Raw genomic sequence first — 17,203 nt, forward strand, 5'->3', positions numbered from 1 at the left:
ATTAACCCCATGAAACGATTACTGGAATAGATTTGTTTGGTGTAATAGTTATAGCGTCAACAGGACAATATAAACGGCATAAATGACAAATTTGACAGTCTTCAGGATATAAAATCTCTGCTTTTTTAGAATCTGGATTTAACCTTATAACGTCTGTAGGGCAGCTTTTTATACATTCTTCACACCCAATGCATCCGTTTATATTTTCTATAGCCATTACTTTTTCTTTTGAATTGTAGTTCAAAGAAAAAACTTATAGTTTAATTGCTAAATTATTATCAACGTTTCCCTTGTTTTTAATAACGAAAGTGTGTTTTGGTTAAATGAGTGTTTAAACCAAGCTGTATTTTTTTGTAAAGGTGTAATTGTTAGAAAGATAACGGTTTAGGCTGTTTTTTAACTAGGAGTAAGTTATTTTATAGAGCATAAAACAAATTCAGTTGTGAACCTATAAATAGGAAGTGTTTTTAAAGTAGTACAAAAAGTGCGAAAATTTGAGAAGAAAGTATTGTTATTCTTCTTTGTTTTTCTCTTCAATTAAACCAATTTTTTTGCACGTAATTCCCAGCTATTTCTGGCTAGTTGTTGCAAGTCGGCTACATTATCACTTTCATCCATAATTTCTAAACCAAGTAGGGTTTCAATAACATCTTCAATAGTTACCAGGCCAGTTGTTGTTCCATATTCATCAGTAACCAATGCAATATGTGCTTTTTTTGAAATTAAAATTTCAAATAAATCAGGAATAGGAATATTTCTATTGGTAAGTAAAACTTCTCTTTTAATAGATGATAAAGGTTCGTCTCCTTTTCCGTTAATAATTTGCTCCATAACTTCATCTTTTAAAATCATTCCTGTGATTAAATCTGAATCGCTTTTAAAAATTGGAATTCTAGAAAAGCGTAGTTTTGGATGCTCGTCATAAAAAGATTGTATTGATGTGTCTTCAGAAGCCGTCATCATTACGGTTCTTGGAGTCATAATATCTTTTGCTTCAATATCTTTAAACGACAGTAAGTTTTTTATAATGGCACTTTCATTTTTTTCAAAAACCCCTTCTTTATGTGCAATATCTGTCATTGCATGAAAATCTTCTCTACTTAAAATAGAACCGTGTGCATTTTTTCCTCCAATTAATTTGGTAGCTATTTGTAACAACCATAAAATTCCTGTCCATTTTAATGGGAAAATTAAGAATGAAAGTGCTTTTGCGGTAAAATTGGCAAGTTGTTTCCAGTAAGTTGCACCAATTGTTTTAGGTATAATTTCTGAAACTACTAAAATTAAAAAAGTCATAATTGCTGATACGATACCAACAACATTGATTCCTAAAAACTGAAAATCATAATCTAATGTTTCGGCTTGAACTCCAACCAAAATAGCACCAACTGTGTGTGCAATTGTATTTACGGTTAAAATTGCAATTAAAGGTTGATCAATATCTTTTTTAAAGTTTTCTAGCGTTGTTGCATACTTTTTTCCTTCTTGTTTTTTAACTTGAATAAAGGTAGAAGTAATACTTAATAATACCGCTTCTAGCACAGAACACAAGAACGAGAAAAAGATTGATAAGATTGCGTAAAATATTAGTAATGACATTTAGCAGTTGTTTTGCTGCTAAAATAAGCAATAATTTTTACTTTAAGATAAAATGATGTAAACTGAAATTAGAGAAGTTTTAATGTTCAAAATTATAGTTTAATCCAATTCCAAATACTTCTCTTATTTGAAAACCTTTAAAGGCATTGTCATCATAAATAGATTGAAAAATAAAATCGGCAGATAAATATTTATTGATATTCATATCTAAGTTTACTGTGTAATTCATATCAATGTTTTGAGGATTGTCTATGTAGTTGGAATAAAAGGCTAAAATATTTTCTAGAGTTACATTTGTCATTACTTTAAATTTGTAGTACAATGATGCGCTAAAACCAATTTCATAACGTATACTTTCTCCTTCTTCAACCCCAAAATAACCTTTATCTGGAGTTGTAAAATCTTTATCAACAAATACAAATTTAGAAGTGGCAGGAGCTAGGTTTAATTTTAAGGTTTTTCTTTTTTCCCAAAGCATACCTGGACCAATTAGTAAATATCCGGGAGACATAAAATTAGTGTATTCTTCGCGATATTCTTTACCATTATCATCTTTATTGTATTTGTATCCTTTGGCAAATTGTGTTTTAAAATTCACTAATAAAGAGTAAAACCAATAATTGTCTGCATCATAACCAAACATAGAGTTAAACATTACTCCATCAGAAGTTTTTTTAGGAAAATCGGTATTTTTACTTTTTGTGAGTCCGTAAGAACTTATTATTTTATTGTTCCAAATAAACTTGTCTTTTTTATAATTGAATGTGTAGTTTAAATTAATGTTTCCGGCAAGTGTATTTTCACCACCAGCAGCCCAATTTGAAAAGGCTGATTGGTTAAATAAAAAGGTAAATTTTCCGTGATGTACCCAACCTTCTTTAGTTACTTCTTTTAGTTTAAGTTCTTGGGCAAATGAACTATTAAAAATGAATAAAAAAACAATGAATACTAATGGATACTTCATAATAGTTATGAATTTATTAAAAACATTAAAAGTAAAAAAAATACAATCAAATTTTTAAATAATTGATTGTAAAATGAATACTTGATTTTGATAAAAAGTATTCAACAAAAATTTTGCCAAATGTGATTTTATAAAAATAATTTAATAGGAACCAAAAAAAAGAGCTTTCATTCAACTGAAAGCTCTTTTTTATTTTTTGAGTTGTTTGAAATAAATTATAAAGAATAATTCAATCCAAACATCCAGTAAGTTTGTAATTTGTTATCTACAGTGTCAAAAGTTGGAGTGGTAGCACCATCAGCCAAATTAGACAAAGCATAGTTTAAAGCTTCTTGTTTGTTTTTTCTTAACCCAAAATCAAACCCTACACCAATACCTTTCCATAATGTGTATCCAAATGTGTTTGTCCAAGTCCAGTTTGAGTAGTCTGAGCTTTTATAGCTTTGGAAAGCAGAAAGGTTAGTTTTAAACTTTACATTTCCAATTTTTCTAGCATAGTCAGCTACAATTTTAGCTCCTAAAGAAGATTCAAATACAGTATCTCCACTGCTAAATACAAAGTTGTAGTTTAAAGGGTGAATTACAACAATTAAATTTGTAACAGGTGTCCATGTTGCACCAACCCCAAGATCTAAATATCCAGGATCATTAAAGTTACTTAGTATTGTTGTTCTGTATTCTGCTAAACCAGAAATAGCGAATTTTTCACTTAATTTTCTACCGTAAAGAGATGAGATGTTGAAAACATCTGTAGCTTCTTCAAAATCAGAATGATCAGTAGGATCATCTTTATCGTCAAATTTCACCCAGCTTAAGTTTACATTTGCTGAATTTCTCCAGAAAAACGATTCTTCTATAAGGTTTGCAAAAGCATTTACAGTGAATCCTATTTTACCTGCAGATGAATTTGGAGTAGCTTGAGAATACCAATTATCAGATCCAGATAAAGTACCTCCAATAGTACCTAAAGCACCAGTTCTCCATCCTGGTAAAGCTTCAATTTGTGCATCTATAGCGTCAACTTTAGCTTGTAAAGCAGCTATAGAATCTTTTTTAGGTGCTTGTTCAGCTTTTAACTCTTCTAAAGTTTGTGCAAATAAGCTTGTAGTACCAAAAAGTACCGCAATTGCTAAAATTACTTTTTTCATTTGATTCATTGTTTTAGTTTAATTTTTAAAATGTTTTTATGTATTAGTTAGACTCTTTTCTAATTTAAAAGTCACAAAAATTATTTTTTATTTTTAAAAAGTGGTACTGTTGAACAGGCTTCACCAAACATAATTGATTTTACTTGAGGTTGTAATTTTTGAATTAATTGAATGTATGCTGTTGGTGGAATTGGTTTGTTAGCACAACCTTTTATTATAACAGGTTTGTTTATAAAAGCTTCAATATTTAAATTAGAAATAATATTTTGAAAGATTGCCGTTTCTAGTTCAATTAAGTTACCTACAACAATAGTTTTTGAGTATGGAGCTAAAAATGTACTAATAAGCATATACGCCCAAGAAGGTATAATAGCATCAGATGAACAAGTTAAAGCTATAAAATGGTTTTGGTATTGACTCCAATCGTGCTTGTTTAAGTGTTCACGAAATTCAGTTTCTTTTAAAACAAGTTCATGAAATAACCATTGTTTAATGTCAATAACAGATCTTGGACCTGCTGGATAATAATCTTCAAGGTCAATTGTTTGAAGTTGGCTGTTGGCAACTCTATTTACAATTTCAGTAGGCATTTATAAAAATCCAAGTTCTAGTTTAGCTTCTTCACTCATCATATCTTGTGTCCACATTGGGTCAAAGGTAATTTCAACTTCAGCGTTGTTAACTTCTTCTAATGTTTTTACTTTTTCTTCAATTTCAACAGGTAAAGTTTCAGCAACTGGACAGTTTGGAGAAGTTAAAGTCATTAAAATTTTAACATCATTATGTTCGCTAACAAAAACATCATATATTAATCCTAATTCAAAAATATCTACAGGTATTTCAGGGTCATAAATTGTTTTTAATTTCCCTACAATTTTATTCCCTAAATCTTCAACTCTATCACTATTCATCTCAAAAAAACTTCTTTATATTCATTCTAAATAAGTACAAATATACATGAATTAACTTAATTTAGATTGAAAAGCCAATGCGTATAATTTAATTTGTTTAATCATAGAAACAAGGCCATTGGCACGTGTTGGAGACAAATGTTCTTTTAAACCAATTTCATCAACAAAAAACAAGTCTGTTTTTAAAATATCTGAAGGTTTTTGATTGTTAAAAACACGCAATAATAAAGCTACAATTCCTTTAGTTAAAATAGCATCACTGTCTGCTGTAAAACTTATTTCATTACCTTCTATTTCAGAATGTAACCAAACTTTACTTTGGCAACCTACAATTAAATTTTCATCTGTTTTAAAACTATCATTTATCATTGGAAGCGATTTTCCAAGTTCAATAATATATTCATAACGTTCCATCCAATCTTCAAACATTGAAAACTCATCTATAATTTCTTCTTGTATTTCTTTGATAGTCATTTTTTAAACTTATTTTTGCAAAAATAATCACATCAAGTGTCTAAAAAAAATTTAAACACAATTAAAAAGGTTAATTAGATGTGTATATACTATAAAATATGAGTAAATTATTAATAGTTGGTACGGTTGCTTTTGATGCTATTGAAACTCCGTTTGGAAAAACTGATAAAATTTTAGGTGGTGCAGCAACGTATATTTCACTTTCTGCAGCGCAATTTGGTGTAAAATCAGGTATTGTATCTGTAGTTGGAGGAGATTTTCCGAAGGATTATTTAACGCAATTAAACGGAAAAGGAATTAATACTGATGGTGTTGAAATTATTGAAGATGGAAAAACGTTTTTTTGGAAAGGAAAATACCATAACGATTTAAATACCAGAGATACTTTAATTACAGATTTAAATGTATTGGCTGAATTTAACCCAGTTGTTCCAGAGGAATATACTGATACAGATTTTTTAATGTTAGGAAATTTACACCCAGCTGTTCAAATGGGCGTAATTAATCAAATTTCAACAAAACCAAAATTAATAGTTTTAGATACTATGAATTTTTGGATGGATAGTGCTTTAGATCAATTAATGGAGGTAATTGCTAAAGTTGATGTAATTACTATAAATGATGAAGAAGCTCGCCAGCTTTCAGGAGAATATTCATTGGTAAGAGCGGCTCAAAAAATTCATGAAATGGGACCTAAATATGTGGTGATTAAAAAAGGAGAACACGGTGCTTTGTTATTTAACAATGGCGATGTGTTTTTTGCACCAGCATTGCCTTTAGAAGAAGTTTTTGATCCAACAGGAGCAGGAGATACTTTTGCCGGAGGGTTTATTGGTTATTTAGCCAAATCTGAAGATATTTCTTTTGAAAATATGAAAAGGGCGGTAATTGCAGGGTCTAATTTAGCTTCTTTTTGTGTAGAGAAATTTGGAACAGAGCGAATGGAATCTTTATTAGAAAAGGAAATTCAAGAAAGATTATTACAATTTAAACAATTAACTCAATTTGAAATAGAATTAAGTTAAAATGAAATTCGGCGTGCGTGCCGAATTTTTTATTTATATTAACTGAATAATTAAAACAAAACAATGAGTGACGCTATTAAACACGAGTGTGGAATTGCAATGGTTAGGTTATTAAAACCATTACAATATTATAAGGACAAATATGGTTCTGCATTTTATGGTTTAAATAAAATGTACCTATTAATGGAAAAGCAGCATAACCGCGGACAAGACGGAGCTGGTTTAGCAAGTGTTAAGTTTAACGTTGATCCAGGAATTAGATATATTAGCAGGGTAAGGTCTAACAAACCACAACCAATTCAGGATATTTTTTCTCAAATTAATGGAAGATTAAATGGATTAAATGAAGAAAACCCAGATAAAGTTGATGATGTTCAATGGCAATTAAACAATGCGCCTTATATTGGAAATTTGTTTTTAGGACACGTACGCTATGGTACTTTTGGGAAAAATAGTATAGAAAGCGTTCATCCATTTTTGCGTCAAAGTAACTGGCGTCATAAAAGCTTAATTGTAGCAGGTAACTTTAATATGACCAACTCTAAACGACTGTTTAATGATTTGGTTGAAATTGGTCAGCACCCTAAAGAATTGACTGATACAGTTACGGTAATGGAGAAAATAGGTCATTTTATTGATGATGCTGTTGAAAAATCATACCAAAAAATAAAGAAAAATGATGGTGTATCTAAAAAGGATGCTTCTCCTTTAATTGAAGAACGAATTAATATTAAAAAAGTATTAAAACGTTCTGCAAAAAATTGGGATGGTGGTTATGCAATGGCTGGTATGTTAGGTCATGGAGATGCGTTTGTATTAAGAGATCCAGCCGGAATTAGACCTGCATTTTATTATAAAGATGATGAGGTTGTTGTGGTAGCTTCAGAACGTCCTGTTATTCAAACAGTGTTTAACGTTTCAATTAATGATGTGAAAGAAATTGAGCCAGGTCATGCATTAATTATTAAGCGTAGTGGTGAAATTAGTTTACCACAAGTAACAGAGCCATTACCTAAAAAAGCATGTTCATTTGAGCGTATTTATTTTTCAAGAGGAAGTGATGCTGATATTTATACGGAGCGTAAAAATTTAGGAAAGTTTGTATTTCCTCAAATTTTAGAAAAGATTGATAATAATATTTCAGAAACAGTTTTTTCATATATTCCAAATACAGCTGAAACATCATTTTATGGAATGAGCGAAGCTGCTGAAGATTTTTTAAACAAACAAAAAACAGCAATGATTTTAGATGGTAAACGTAATTTATCAGCTGAAAAAGTTACTGAGATATTGTCAGAAAGACCTAGAGTAGAGAAATTAGCAATTAAGGATGCAAAACTAAGAACATTTATTGCTGATGATAATAGCCGTGATGATTTAGTAGCACATTTATATGATGTTACCTACGGAATTGTAAAGCCAACAGATAATTTGGTAATTATTGATGATAGTATTGTACGTGGTACAACTTTGAAAAAAAGTATTATTAAAATTTTAGATAGGCTAAAACCTAAAAAAATAATTGTTGTGTCTTCGGCACCTCAAATTAGATATCCAGATTGTTATGGAATTGATATGGCAAAAATGGGTGATTTTATTGCGTTTAGAGCAGCGTTAGAGTTGTTAAAAGATACAAATCAATATCATATTGTTGAAGAGGTTTATAAAAAATGTAAAAACCAACAACATTTAGAAGATGCTGAGATTACCAATTCTGTTCAAGATATTTACGCATCATTTACCGATGAGCAAATTTCTAATAAAATTGCTGAAATGTTGAAAACAGATGATATTAATGCTGAAGTTGAAATTATTTATCAATCAGTTGATAATTTACATAAAGCTTGTCCAAATCACTTAGGAGATTGGTACTTTACAGGGAATTATCCTACGCCTGGTGGAAACAGAGTAGTGAATGATTCGTATATTAATTTCTTTGAAGGAAATAATGAAAGAGCTTATTAATAGCTTAATTTATAGTATAAAAAAACGCACCCATTGGGTGCGTTTTTTATTTTAAATAAACTGAAATTTATTTGTTTTCAGCGTATAATTTTTCAACGTGATTCCAGTTAATTACATTAAAAAATGCATTAATGTAATCTGGTCTTCTGTTTTGGTAGTTTAAGTAATATGCGTGCTCCCAAACGTCTAATGCTAAAATTGGAAAACCTCCACAGCTAACACCTGGCATTAAAGGGTTGTCTTGGTTTGCAGTTGAGCAAATTTCAACTTTTCCACCTTTATGAACGCATAACCAAGCCCATCCTGATCCAAAACGAGTTGCTGCAGCTTTTGCAAAAGCATCTTTAAAAGCATCTACTGAACCAAATTCTGCAATAATAGCATCTTTTAATTCTCCACTTAAATATCCTTTTCCTTCAGGGTTCATTACATCCCAAAACAAACCGTGATTGTAAAAACCACCACCGTTATTTCTTACGGCTCCATTACTCATATCTAGACCTCCTAAAATATCTTCAATAGATTTTCCTTCTAAATCTGTTCCAGCAATAGCATTGTTTAAGTTGTTTGTATATCCAGCGTGGTGCTTAGAGTGGTGTATTTCCATTGTTCTAGCATCAATATGTGGTTCTAAAGCGTCATAAGCGTACGGTAATTTTGGTAATTCAAAAGACATAGTTATATATTTTTAGTTTAAATTATTCTTCTTTCTTCAAAGGTAGTTAACAGTTTTCATTTTAAGAAATCTTAAAAATCAAATGTTTTTATAGTGTTATTGTTAAATGTTATATTGATTGTGAAATTTTAAAAAAATTAATAATCGGCATCTTCAGGGTAATTAGCCATAAACTCTTCGGCTTTGGCAACCATATTTTTACTTCCACAGAAAAAAGGCACACGCTGGTGTAATTCTGTAGGTTTTATATCTAATATTCTTTTGAACCCATCAGAAGCTTTTCCATTGGCTTGTTCTGCTAAAAAAGCCATTGGATTACATTCGTATAACAAACGTAGTTTTCCTTTTGGCCCAATAGAACTTGTTGGGTACATGTAAATTCCACCTTTAATCATATTTCTGTGAAAATCTGATACTAAAGATCCAATATATCTTGACGTGTAAGGGCGCTCATCTTTTTCTTCTTGGCAGTACTTTAAATAATCTTTTACTCCTTGCGGAAAATGAATGTAATTTCCTTCATTTATAGAATAAATTTTACCATCATCTGGGAATCTAAATTTAGGGTGCGATAAGTAAAATGAACCAATTGCAGGATTTAACGTAAATCCATCTACTCCATTACCAGATGTGTAAACTAACATAGTTGATGTTCCGTATACCACATAACCTGCAGCAACTTGTAAATTACCTGGTTGTAAAAAATCTTCTATTTGTACTGGTGTACCAATAGGAGTTACCCTTTTATAAATTGAAAAAATTGTACCAACAGATACGTTTACATCAATATTTGAAGAGCCATCTAATGGGTCAATAAGTACAACGTATTTATTTTCATTAGTACCTTCTTTCCCTGTAATGGTAACAAAATCATCTTCTTCTTCACTAGCAATTCCACAAACAATTTCTCTATTAATAAGCGTTTTCATAAAAACATCATTGGCATATACGTCCAATTTTTGTTGATCTTCTCCTTGAATATTGGTTTCACCTGCAGCTCCCATAATATCTACCAAACCAGCTTTGTTTACTTTGTAGTTTACAACTTTAGCAGCTAATTTTATAGAGCTTAATAATCGGGTGAATTCTCCAGAAGTAGATTTATAATGTTTTTGATTTTCAATTATAAACTCTCCTAATGTTAAATTGTTGTTTTCCATGAATATTATATAGTGTTAGTTTATACAAATATCGAAAAAAATATTTTGAAAATTCAACTAGTTTGTAATATAGTTTACATAAAGAGTTTTACTTTAGCATATACGAATAAAAATATATAGAAAAATGAATTTTACCATAAGAGAAGGGAAGATTGAAGATATGCCTTCAGTTTTAAATTTAATTCAAGAATTAGCAGATTTTGAAAAAGAATCAGATGCCGTTTTGGTAACAGTTGAAGATTTGCAAAAGGATGGTTTTGGAGCGTCACCTCTTTTTAACATTTTTGTTGCTGAAATTGATAACGAAATTGTTGGAATGTCTCTTTTTTATCCAAGATATTCTACTTGGAAAGGACCAACAATTCACTTAGAAGATTTAATTGTAACCGAAAAAAACGTGGTTTAAAAATAGGAAGTGCTTTGTTTAAAAAAGTAATTGAATATGGTTTTGATAAAGGTGTAAAACGTATTGAATGGGCTGTGTTAGACTGGAATGAGCCAGCAATTACCTTTTATGAAAGTACTGGGGCAAAGGTATTGAGAGATTGGGATACCGCTCAAATTCATTGGGATGAAATGAAAAAATACTTAAATAAGTAACGTGAAGGTTTTCAAATTTGGTGGTGCATCAGTAAAAGATGCTGATGGTGTTAAAAATGTGGTTCGTGTGTTAAAACATGAAGGCTATCATAACACACTTATTGTTGTTTCTGCAATGGGAAAAATGACCAATGCATTTGAAAATATTGTAGCTGCTTATTGTTACAAACAACACAATTTAAATAGTTCTATTGAATTTGTGAGAGACTTTCATTTAACAATTATAAATGCACTTTTCTCTGATAAAAACAATCCAATTTTTTTAGAATTAGAAATTACTTTAGGTCAATTAAGTGGTTTTTTTATTTCAAATAAAAAGAAAGATTATAATTTTATTTACGATCAGGTTGTAGGTTTTGGAGAGCTGCTTTCAACCAAAATTATAAGTGCTTATTTAAAAGAGCAGCAAATAGAGAATAACTGGATTGATGTTAGAGATTTTATTAAAACAACTGCTCATTTTAGAGATGCTCAAGTAAATTGGGAAGTAACTTGTGCAAATATTTCACAGTTAAATACAGCTAATTTATACATTACTCAGGGGTTTTTAGGTGCTACCAATACCGGAGAAACAACAACATTAGGGCGTGAAGGTTCAGATTTTAGTGCGGCTATTTTTGCGTATTGTTTACAGGCAAATAGTTTAACAATTTGGAAAGATGTTGATGGCGTTTTAAATGCCGATCCACGTTTTTTTGAAAGTACAACACTATTAAACCAAATTTCTTATCATGAAGCTATTGAAATGGCTTTTTATGGAGCATCAGTTATTCACCCTAAAACATTAAAGCCGTTAGAAAATAAAAATATTCCGTTGTATGTACGTTCGTTTTATAATTTAGATTTGAAAGGAACCACGGTGAGTAAAGGTTATGATTTAGTACCTGAAACACCTTGTTTTATAGTAAAAAAAGATCAAATTTTAGTATCAATAGCTGCGGTAGATTTCTCTTTTATGGTAGAGCATAATTTGAGCCATATTTTTAAAATTTTACATGATTTTAAATTAAAAGTAAATTTAATACAAAATTCCGCATTGAGCTTTTCGGTGTGCATTGAAGATAAATTTGGTAATTTTCAAGACTTTTTAGAAGAACTTACAAAGAAATATAAAGTTAGTTATTTTAAAGCTGTTAATTTGTATACCATTAGGCATGCAACTAAAAAATCAATTGCTACTATAGAGCAAAAAGGGAAGGTATTATTAAAACAAGTAACAAAAGGTACGGTTCAAGTTATTATGGAATAATTTTACGTATTTTTGTTCTTATTCATAATTTTTTTAAATGAGTTTAGTTACAGCTAAGGAGGTTGCACAAGCAGTAAGCCTAGATAAATATGGGTTTATTGGTACTTTTTTTGGTTGGGGAATTATGAAAATTCTTCGAATTTCTAGGTTGAATAAAATTTACAACAAGCACAAACATTTAAAAGATTTAGAGTTTTTTTCAGCATTATTAGATGATTTTCAAATTAAATTTGAAATCCCTGAAGAAGATCTTAACAGAATTCCAAAAACAGGTTCGTTTATTACAGTTTCTAATCATCCTTTGGGCGGATTAGACGGTATTTTATTGTTGAAACTGTTAATAGAAAGAAGACCCGATTATAAAATTATAGCTAATTTTTTACTGCATAGAATTGAGCCTATGAAGCCTTTTATTATGCCTGTAAATCCGTTTGAAGATAGAAAAGAAGTTCAATCTAGCTTAGCAGGAATTAAAAGCGCGTTATTACATTTAAAAGAAGGTTATCCTTTAGGGTTGTTTCCTGCAGGAGAAGTTTCAACCTACAAAGACGGAAAGTTAATTGTAGATAAACCGTGGGAAGAAGGTGCTTTAAAATTAATTCAAAAAGCAAATGTCCCTGTAATTCCTATTTATTTTCATGCTAAAAATAGTCGTCTTTTTTATTTGTTGTCAAAGTTAAATCCAACCTTAAGAACGGCTAAATTACCTTCTGAATTATTATCGCAAAAAGGAAGGGTAATTAAAGTTAGAATTGGAAAACCTATTTCTGTAAAAGACCAAAAAGCGTATCCTAATTTGCAAGAATTTAGGAGTTTTATACGTAAAAAAACTTATATGTTAGCAAACCCTTTTGAAAAGGAGTTTGTAGGAATAAATTCCCAGTCTTTAAAAATTCCGAAGGCACCAAAAGAGATTGTTCAACAAAAAAATAACGATAAAATTATTGAAGAAGTTGAAGCGTTAAGAAATCAAAATGGGCGCTTGCTTTTAAGTAAAAATTATGAAGTGTTTTTTGCGCCAAGTAAAGCAATTCCAAATGTGATGTTTGAAATTGGACGTTTGCGTGAAATTACTTTTAGAGAAGTTGGAGAAGGTACTAATGAATCTATAGATTTAGATGTTTTTGATGGCTACTATCACCATATGTTTTTATGGGATAATGTGGCTAAAAAAATAGTTGGCGCTTATAGAATGGGCTTAGGAAAAGGCATTTATGCAAAGTACGGAATTGAAGGTTTTTACGTACATACATTGTTTAAATTTGAGCCTGAATTGTATAATATGATGGAAAATTCCATTGAAATGGGCCGTGCTTTTGTAATAAAGGAGTACCAACAAAAACCAATGCCATTATTTTTGTTGTGGAAAGGAATTGTACACGTTACGCTTCGTTATCCAGCATATAAATATTTAATTGGTGGTGTAAGTATTAGCAATCAGTTTTCAAATTTCTCAAAATCGTTAATGATTGAGTTTATGAAATCACATTATTACGATCCGTATATTGCGCAATACATTCATCCTAAAAAAGAATATAAAGTAAAGCTAAAAGATGCTGATAAAGATTTTGTTTTTGATGCAACAGAAGCAGATTTAAATAAATTTGATAAGGTTATTGATGAGTTAGAGCCAGATTTACGTTTGCCTGTTTTAATTAAAAAATATGTAAAACAAAATGCCAGGTTAGTAGCTTTTAATGTAGATCCTAAGTTTAATAATGCTGTAGATGGTTTAATGTATATTCGTGTTTCAGATATACCAGAAAGTACGGTAAAACCAGTTTTAGAAGAGTTTCAAGCTGAGCTAGAAAGTAAAATAGAAGATGAAATAATTGAAGGCGAAATAAAAAAGAATTCCGCCTTCTAATATATTGTTAAAACCACTCTTTAGTGTTTTTTTGATAAGTGTTTATGAATTCTTCATCTGATTTTGTTAAGTAGATGATACCTTCAATAAAAGGAATTAAAGTTAAAATTCCGCAACTAACAAAAGAGATAATTAATTGAATAATTCCTGCTTTTGTATAGCCAAGTACAAATTTATGAACACCAAGAGAGCCTAATACTATTGCTAATACTCCAGTAATCACTCTTTTACTTTCTTCGTTGCTTTTTGGCACAACTTGTCCATTTTCATCTATTACATCCATTTTTTTTCAGTTTATATTGATTTATTTTTTTTTTTATAAAAATGCAGCATCAATTGGTTCCCACAATTCAATTTTATTTCCATCAGGATCTAAAATCCAAGCAAATTTTCCGTAGTCGTAGGTTTCCATTTCTCCAACTATGGTTACGTTCTCCTTTTTTAATGCGTGCAGTAAATTTACTAAATTATCAACTCTATAATTAAACATGTACTCTTTTTTTGAAGGAGAAAAGTAATCAGACTCACTTTTAAAAGGACTCCATTGTGTGCTGGCGTTATTTCCATTTTTATCTTTCCACCAAAAAGTAGCGCCGTAATCATCGGTGTTAAAGCCTAAATGTGCTTTGTACCAGTCTTTTAACTTGGTAGGATTGTTTGTTTTAAAAAATAACCCTCCAATACCTGTAACTCTTTTTAATACAGGTTTGGTTTGTTGCTCTTTTTTAGTAAAAAAAGTAGTTTCTACTTTATCAACAATAGTTTGAGCTAATTTAATATTCGATTCAACCGTCCAACCAGCAATATGAGGTGAAAGTAATACATTTTCAGCATTGATTAAATGTTCAAAAGCTTCAGGTAGTGTTTCATTTTCAAATAAATTTTCAAATGATAACTTTTCGTATTCTAACACATCTAAACAAGCGCCCAATATTTTTTTGTTGCTAAGCGCTTCTACTAAGTGATTTGTAACCACAGCAGATCCTCTTGCTGTATTTATAAGATAAAAAGGCTTTTTAAATTTTTCAATAAAAGAGGCGTTTACCATATTGTGAGAAAGCTCATTAAACGGTGTGTGTAGACTTAAAACATCGGTTTTATGTTGCAATTCTTCTAAAGAAACTTGTGTGCAATTTTCATCACCAACATCTTCTTTTATATCATAGCAAATAGTTTCAACACCAAAACCTTTTAGCTTTTTAGCAAAAGCTTTTCCCATATTACCGTAGCCTATAAGTCCAACGGTTTTCCCTTCAAGTTCCAATCCTCTATTTGCTTCACGTAACCACTTTCCTTTTCTAATTTCTAAATCTGCTTTTTTAAGGTTGTTGAATAAGGAAAGAATCATTCCCAACGCATGTTCACCAACAGCATTTCTGTTTCCTTCAGGAGCTGAGATTAAGTGAATTCCTTTTTGTTCAGCGTAACTAGTATCAATACTTTCTAATCCGGCACCAACTCTTGCAATAAATTTTAGGTTTGTTGCTTTGTTTATAAAAGTTGTGTCAATATTAAATCTACTTCTAATAACAACTCCTTCATACCTGTGAATTTTTTCTTCAATTTGTTGTTTTGTAGATTTATAATCTTCATCACAAATACAACCTAATTGCTCTAAACCTTTTTGAAGAATTTCATGATTGGTATCTATAAGAAGTACTTTCATAAAATTGGTGTTTTGCTTATTTGTAGTTTTATTTTTTACGCTTAAATATAGTTAAAAGGAATTAATATTGCTCACTGTCATTTGGAAAGTCTCTGGTTTTTACATCTGAAATATAGCTTTCAAAAGCACCTGTCATTTCACTGTATAAATCTAAATAGCGGCGTAAAAAACGTGGATGAAATTCGTGTGTCATTCCAAGCATATCATGCGTAACCAATACTTGTCCGTCAACATCGTTTCCTGCACCAATACCAATTACAGGAATTGATAAACTTTCAGCAACTTCTTTGGCTAATTTAGCTGGTATTTTTTCAAGTACTAAGGCAAAGCATCCAAGTTCTTCTAATAATTTAGCGTCTTCTAATAGCTTTTTTGCTTCTTGTTCTTCTTTGGCTCTTACGGTAAAAGTTCCAAATTTATAAATTGATTGCGGTGTTAAGCCTAAGTGTCCCATTACTGGGATTCCTGCGGTTAAAATTCTTGAAATAGACTCGGCTATTTCACTTCCACCTTCTAATTTTACAGAGTGTCCACCAGATTCTTTCATAATTCTTATGGCAGAATCTAAGGCACTTTTAGAGTTTCCTTGGTAACTACCAAAAGGTAAATCTACCACTACAAGTGACCTTGAAGTAGCTCTTACAACAGAGCTTGCGTGGTAAATCATTTGATCTAATGTAATAGGTAAAGTAGTTTCATGACCCGCCATAACGTTTGAGGCAGAGTCTCCAACTAAAATAATATCCATTCCAGCATTATCCACAATTTTTGCCATGGTATAGTCATAGGCAGTTAACATGGCAATTTTCTCGCCATTCATTTTCATATCTGTTAATGATTTTGTGGTAATTTTTTTGTAACTTTTTTTTGCAGTTGACATTGGTTTGCTTTGTTTTAAAAAACTAAAGAGCAAAAGTAATCAAAAATCAGATTTATATAGCTTAGTTTTATTTAAACTTCATATTGTTGAAAAGTATTTTTGCGAATAGTTATAGAATTTAACAAAAGTTTGATTTTCAGCATTATTAAATTTACTTTTACTTTTTAAACCGCATTATTTTGAAAAAGAACCAAAACAAATCAGCCAATTATATTGAGGAATTGGAAGATAAAATTGTTGAGCTAAGCTTACAATTAAAATCTAAAAACAATCAATTACAAACCATTCAAGAAGAAAACTTTGTGCGAAACAGAAAGGTAGTTCATAACCTTAAAAACCCTATAGGAGTTGCCTATTCTTTTTCAGAAATATTGGCAAGTAATGGATTGGACACTTCAATTGAAAAATTTGAAAAGTATGTTGAGGTTATTAAAAACTCTACAGATTTTTCCATACAATTTTTAAATGCTTTAAGTAAGTTAAACAGGTTAAAATCTCCATCGTACGCATTAAATTTAGCCAAAGTTGAATATGTTTCATTAGTAAAAAAAGTGATAAGTGAGTTTAATGCTGAAGCTGAAACTAAACAAATTAGTATTTCAACAAAATTACCTAAAAATCAAATTTTTGTAACGCTTGATAAAACTGAAATTGAAACTGTTATAAGTGCATTAATTCAAAATGCTATTCGTTTTTCACCTGCTAATACCACAATTAGTATTGAAGTTGTGGAACATGAAAATTATATTGAAACTAAGGTAATTGACGAAGGAATTGGAATGTCAGAATTAGATGTTACCAATATCTTTAAAGAGTTTTATGTAGTGAATACCTATTCTGAAAATAAAGAAAAATGTATAGGTTTAGGTTTGGCAATTGTAAAACTTATTTTAGACTTTCATAAAGGAACTATTCAAGTAAATAGCACCTTAAACAAAGGCACTTCTTTTAAATTTTCTATTCCAAAATAATTGTTTCAAGCAAATAGGTTTCGCCAAAAGAGAAAGCTTCAGTTATTT

Annotated in this window: 17 protein-coding genes and 2 pseudogenes; 6 read left to right on the forward strand and 13 right to left on the reverse strand. The window is 30.3% G+C overall.

Annotation, left to right across the window (positions count from 1 at the left end; genetic code table 11):
- Position 1: 1 nt before the first annotated feature.
- From ACFQ5N_RS04390 to ACFQ5N_RS04420, 7 genes are all read right to left on the reverse strand, one after another.
- The gene (locus ACFQ5N_RS04390) at positions 2 to 244 is read right to left on the reverse strand and encodes a 4Fe-4S dicluster domain-containing protein (protein WP_386808062.1); all 243 of its coding nucleotides are present in this window, start codon (positions 242 to 244) and stop codon (positions 2 to 4) included.
- 293 nt (positions 245 to 537) lie between these two features.
- Positions 538 to 1,599: a CNNM domain-containing protein gene (locus ACFQ5N_RS04395; RefSeq protein WP_386808065.1), complete on the reverse strand. Its 1,062-nt coding sequence runs from the start codon at positions 1,597 to 1,599 to the stop codon at positions 538 to 540.
- Between the two features lie 79 nt (positions 1,600 to 1,678).
- A complete protein-coding gene (locus ACFQ5N_RS04400) occupies positions 1,679 to 2,563 on the reverse strand; it encodes a DUF3078 domain-containing protein (RefSeq protein WP_386808066.1) in 885 nt (294 codons plus the stop codon).
- 215 nt (positions 2,564 to 2,778) lie between these two features.
- On the reverse strand, positions 2,779 to 3,711 hold the full coding sequence (locus ACFQ5N_RS04405; protein WP_386808068.1) for a DUF3078 domain-containing protein: 933 nt from the start codon (positions 3,709 to 3,711) through the stop codon (positions 2,779 to 2,781).
- Between the two features lie 80 nt (positions 3,712 to 3,791).
- Complete coding sequence (locus tag ACFQ5N_RS04410; protein ID WP_386808070.1) at positions 3,792 to 4,301, reverse strand: DUF2480 family protein; 510 nt, start codon at positions 4,299 to 4,301, stop codon at positions 3,792 to 3,794.
- A complete protein-coding gene (locus ACFQ5N_RS04415) occupies positions 4,302 to 4,622 on the reverse strand; it encodes a DUF59 domain-containing protein (protein ID WP_386808072.1) in 321 nt (106 codons plus the stop codon).
- A 51-nt stretch (positions 4,623 to 4,673) separates the two neighbouring features.
- Positions 4,674 to 5,096: a SufE family protein gene (locus ACFQ5N_RS04420; RefSeq protein WP_386808074.1), complete on the reverse strand. Its 423-nt coding sequence runs from the start codon at positions 5,094 to 5,096 to the stop codon at positions 4,674 to 4,676.
- 98 nt (positions 5,097 to 5,194) lie between these two features.
- Between ACFQ5N_RS04420 and ACFQ5N_RS04425 the strand changes: the two genes are divergently transcribed.
- The gene (locus ACFQ5N_RS04425; RefSeq protein WP_386808076.1) at positions 5,195 to 6,121 is read left to right on the forward strand and encodes a PfkB family carbohydrate kinase; all 927 of its coding nucleotides are present in this window, start codon (positions 5,195 to 5,197) and stop codon (positions 6,119 to 6,121) included.
- Between the two features lie 63 nt (positions 6,122 to 6,184).
- Positions 6,185 to 8,086 carry an amidophosphoribosyltransferase gene (locus ACFQ5N_RS04430; protein ID WP_386808078.1) on the forward strand — a complete coding sequence of 634 codons (1,902 nt, stop codon included), beginning with the start codon at positions 6,185 to 6,187 and terminating at the stop codon, positions 8,084 to 8,086.
- A 67-nt stretch (positions 8,087 to 8,153) separates the two neighbouring features.
- Here ACFQ5N_RS04430 and ACFQ5N_RS04435 read toward each other — a convergent pair whose 3' ends face one another.
- Both ACFQ5N_RS04435 and fbp read right to left on the reverse strand, forming a co-directional pair.
- A complete protein-coding gene (locus ACFQ5N_RS04435; RefSeq protein ID WP_386808080.1) occupies positions 8,154 to 8,762 on the reverse strand; it encodes a superoxide dismutase in 609 nt (202 codons plus the stop codon).
- A 137-nt stretch (positions 8,763 to 8,899) separates the two neighbouring features.
- Positions 8,900 to 9,922, reverse strand: coding sequence for a class 1 fructose-bisphosphatase (fbp, locus tag ACFQ5N_RS04440; RefSeq protein ID WP_386808082.1), 1,023 nt, complete (start codon positions 9,920 to 9,922; stop codon positions 8,900 to 8,902).
- Positions 9,923 to 10,046: 124 nt separating this feature from the next.
- Between fbp and ACFQ5N_RS04445 the strand changes: the two are divergent.
- From ACFQ5N_RS04445 to ACFQ5N_RS04455, 3 genes and pseudogenes are all read left to right on the forward strand, one after another.
- Positions 10,047 to 10,522, forward strand: a pseudogene (locus tag ACFQ5N_RS04445) (N-acetyltransferase family protein).
- 1 nt (position 10,523) lies between these two features.
- The gene (locus tag ACFQ5N_RS04450; protein WP_386808084.1) at positions 10,524 to 11,771 is read left to right on the forward strand and encodes an aspartate kinase; all 1,248 of its coding nucleotides are present in this window, start codon (positions 10,524 to 10,526) and stop codon (positions 11,769 to 11,771) included.
- Between the two features lie 37 nt (positions 11,772 to 11,808).
- A complete protein-coding gene (locus ACFQ5N_RS04455) occupies positions 11,809 to 13,638 on the forward strand; it encodes a GNAT family N-acyltransferase (RefSeq protein ID WP_386808086.1) in 1,830 nt (609 codons plus the stop codon).
- 7 nt (positions 13,639 to 13,645) lie between these two features.
- Here the strand turns inward: ACFQ5N_RS04455 and ACFQ5N_RS04460 are convergent, their stop codons facing one another.
- The 4 genes and pseudogenes from ACFQ5N_RS04460 to panB form a co-directional block, all read right to left on the reverse strand.
- Positions 13,646 to 13,921: a TM2 domain-containing protein gene (locus ACFQ5N_RS04460; protein WP_386808088.1), complete on the reverse strand. Its 276-nt coding sequence runs from the start codon at positions 13,919 to 13,921 to the stop codon at positions 13,646 to 13,648.
- 33 nt (positions 13,922 to 13,954) lie between these two features.
- A complete protein-coding gene (locus tag ACFQ5N_RS04465) occupies positions 13,955 to 14,398 on the reverse strand; it encodes a VOC family protein (protein WP_386809022.1) in 444 nt (147 codons plus the stop codon).
- Positions 14,372 to 15,304: pseudogene (locus ACFQ5N_RS04470) on the reverse strand (2-hydroxyacid dehydrogenase); the annotation flags it as partial. The gene ACFQ5N_RS04465 and the pseudogene ACFQ5N_RS04470, both read right to left, overlap by 27 nt.
- Before the next feature lie 61 nt (positions 15,305 to 15,365).
- Positions 15,366 to 16,184, reverse strand: coding sequence for a 3-methyl-2-oxobutanoate hydroxymethyltransferase (gene panB / locus ACFQ5N_RS04475; RefSeq protein ID WP_386808090.1), 819 nt, complete (start codon positions 16,182 to 16,184; stop codon positions 15,366 to 15,368).
- Positions 16,185 to 16,363: 179 nt separating this feature from the next.
- On the opposite strand from panB, the gene ACFQ5N_RS04480 reads away from it, so the two are divergent.
- Positions 16,364 to 17,155 (forward strand): sensor histidine kinase, encoded by a 792-nt coding sequence (locus ACFQ5N_RS04480; RefSeq protein ID WP_386808093.1) that lies wholly within the window; start codon positions 16,364 to 16,366, stop codon positions 17,153 to 17,155.
- The last annotated feature ends 48 nt before the right edge of the window (positions 17,156 to 17,203 follow it).

Source organism: Lutibacter holmesii, assembly GCF_042679665.1.
Taxonomy (GTDB): domain Bacteria; phylum Bacteroidota; class Bacteroidia; order Flavobacteriales; family Flavobacteriaceae; genus Lutibacter; species Lutibacter holmesii.

Bases quoted from the DNA above. Each gene is read 5' to 3' on its own strand.
- ACFQ5N_RS04395 (WP_386808065.1), bottom strand. From the start codon at position 1,599: ATGTCATTACTAATATTTTACGCAATCTTATCAATCTTTTTCTCGTTC.
- ACFQ5N_RS04400 (WP_386808066.1), bottom strand. From the start codon at position 2,563: ATGAAGTATCCATTAGTATTCATTGTTTTTTTATTCATTTTTAATAGT.
- ACFQ5N_RS04405 (WP_386808068.1), bottom strand. From the start codon at position 3,711: ATGAAAAAAGTAATTTTAGCAATTGCGGTACTTTTTGGTACTACAAGC.
- ACFQ5N_RS04410 (WP_386808070.1), bottom strand. From the start codon at position 4,301: ATGCCTACTGAAATTGTAAATAGAGTTGCCAACAGCCAACTTCAAACA.
- ACFQ5N_RS04415 (WP_386808072.1), bottom strand. From the start codon at position 4,622: ATGAATAGTGATAGAGTTGAAGATTTAGGGAATAAAATTGTAGGGAAA.
- ACFQ5N_RS04420 (WP_386808074.1), bottom strand. From the start codon at position 5,096: ATGACTATCAAAGAAATACAAGAAGAAATTATAGATGAGTTTTCAATG.
- ACFQ5N_RS04425 (WP_386808076.1), top strand. From the start codon at position 5,195: ATGAGTAAATTATTAATAGTTGGTACGGTTGCTTTTGATGCTATTGAA.
- ACFQ5N_RS04430 (WP_386808078.1), top strand. From the start codon at position 6,185: ATGAGTGACGCTATTAAACACGAGTGTGGAATTGCAATGGTTAGGTTA.
- ACFQ5N_RS04435 (WP_386808080.1), bottom strand. From the start codon at position 8,762: ATGTCTTTTGAATTACCAAAATTACCGTACGCTTATGACGCTTTAGAA.
- fbp (WP_386808082.1), bottom strand. From the start codon at position 9,922: ATGGAAAACAACAATTTAACATTAGGAGAGTTTATAATTGAAAATCAA.
- ACFQ5N_RS04455 (WP_386808086.1), top strand. From the start codon at position 11,809: ATGAGTTTAGTTACAGCTAAGGAGGTTGCACAAGCAGTAAGCCTAGAT.
- ACFQ5N_RS04460 (WP_386808088.1), bottom strand. From the start codon at position 13,921: ATGGATGTAATAGATGAAAATGGACAAGTTGTGCCAAAAAGCAACGAA.
- panB (WP_386808090.1), bottom strand. From the start codon at position 16,184: ATGTCAACTGCAAAAAAAAGTTACAAAAAAATTACCACAAAATCATTA.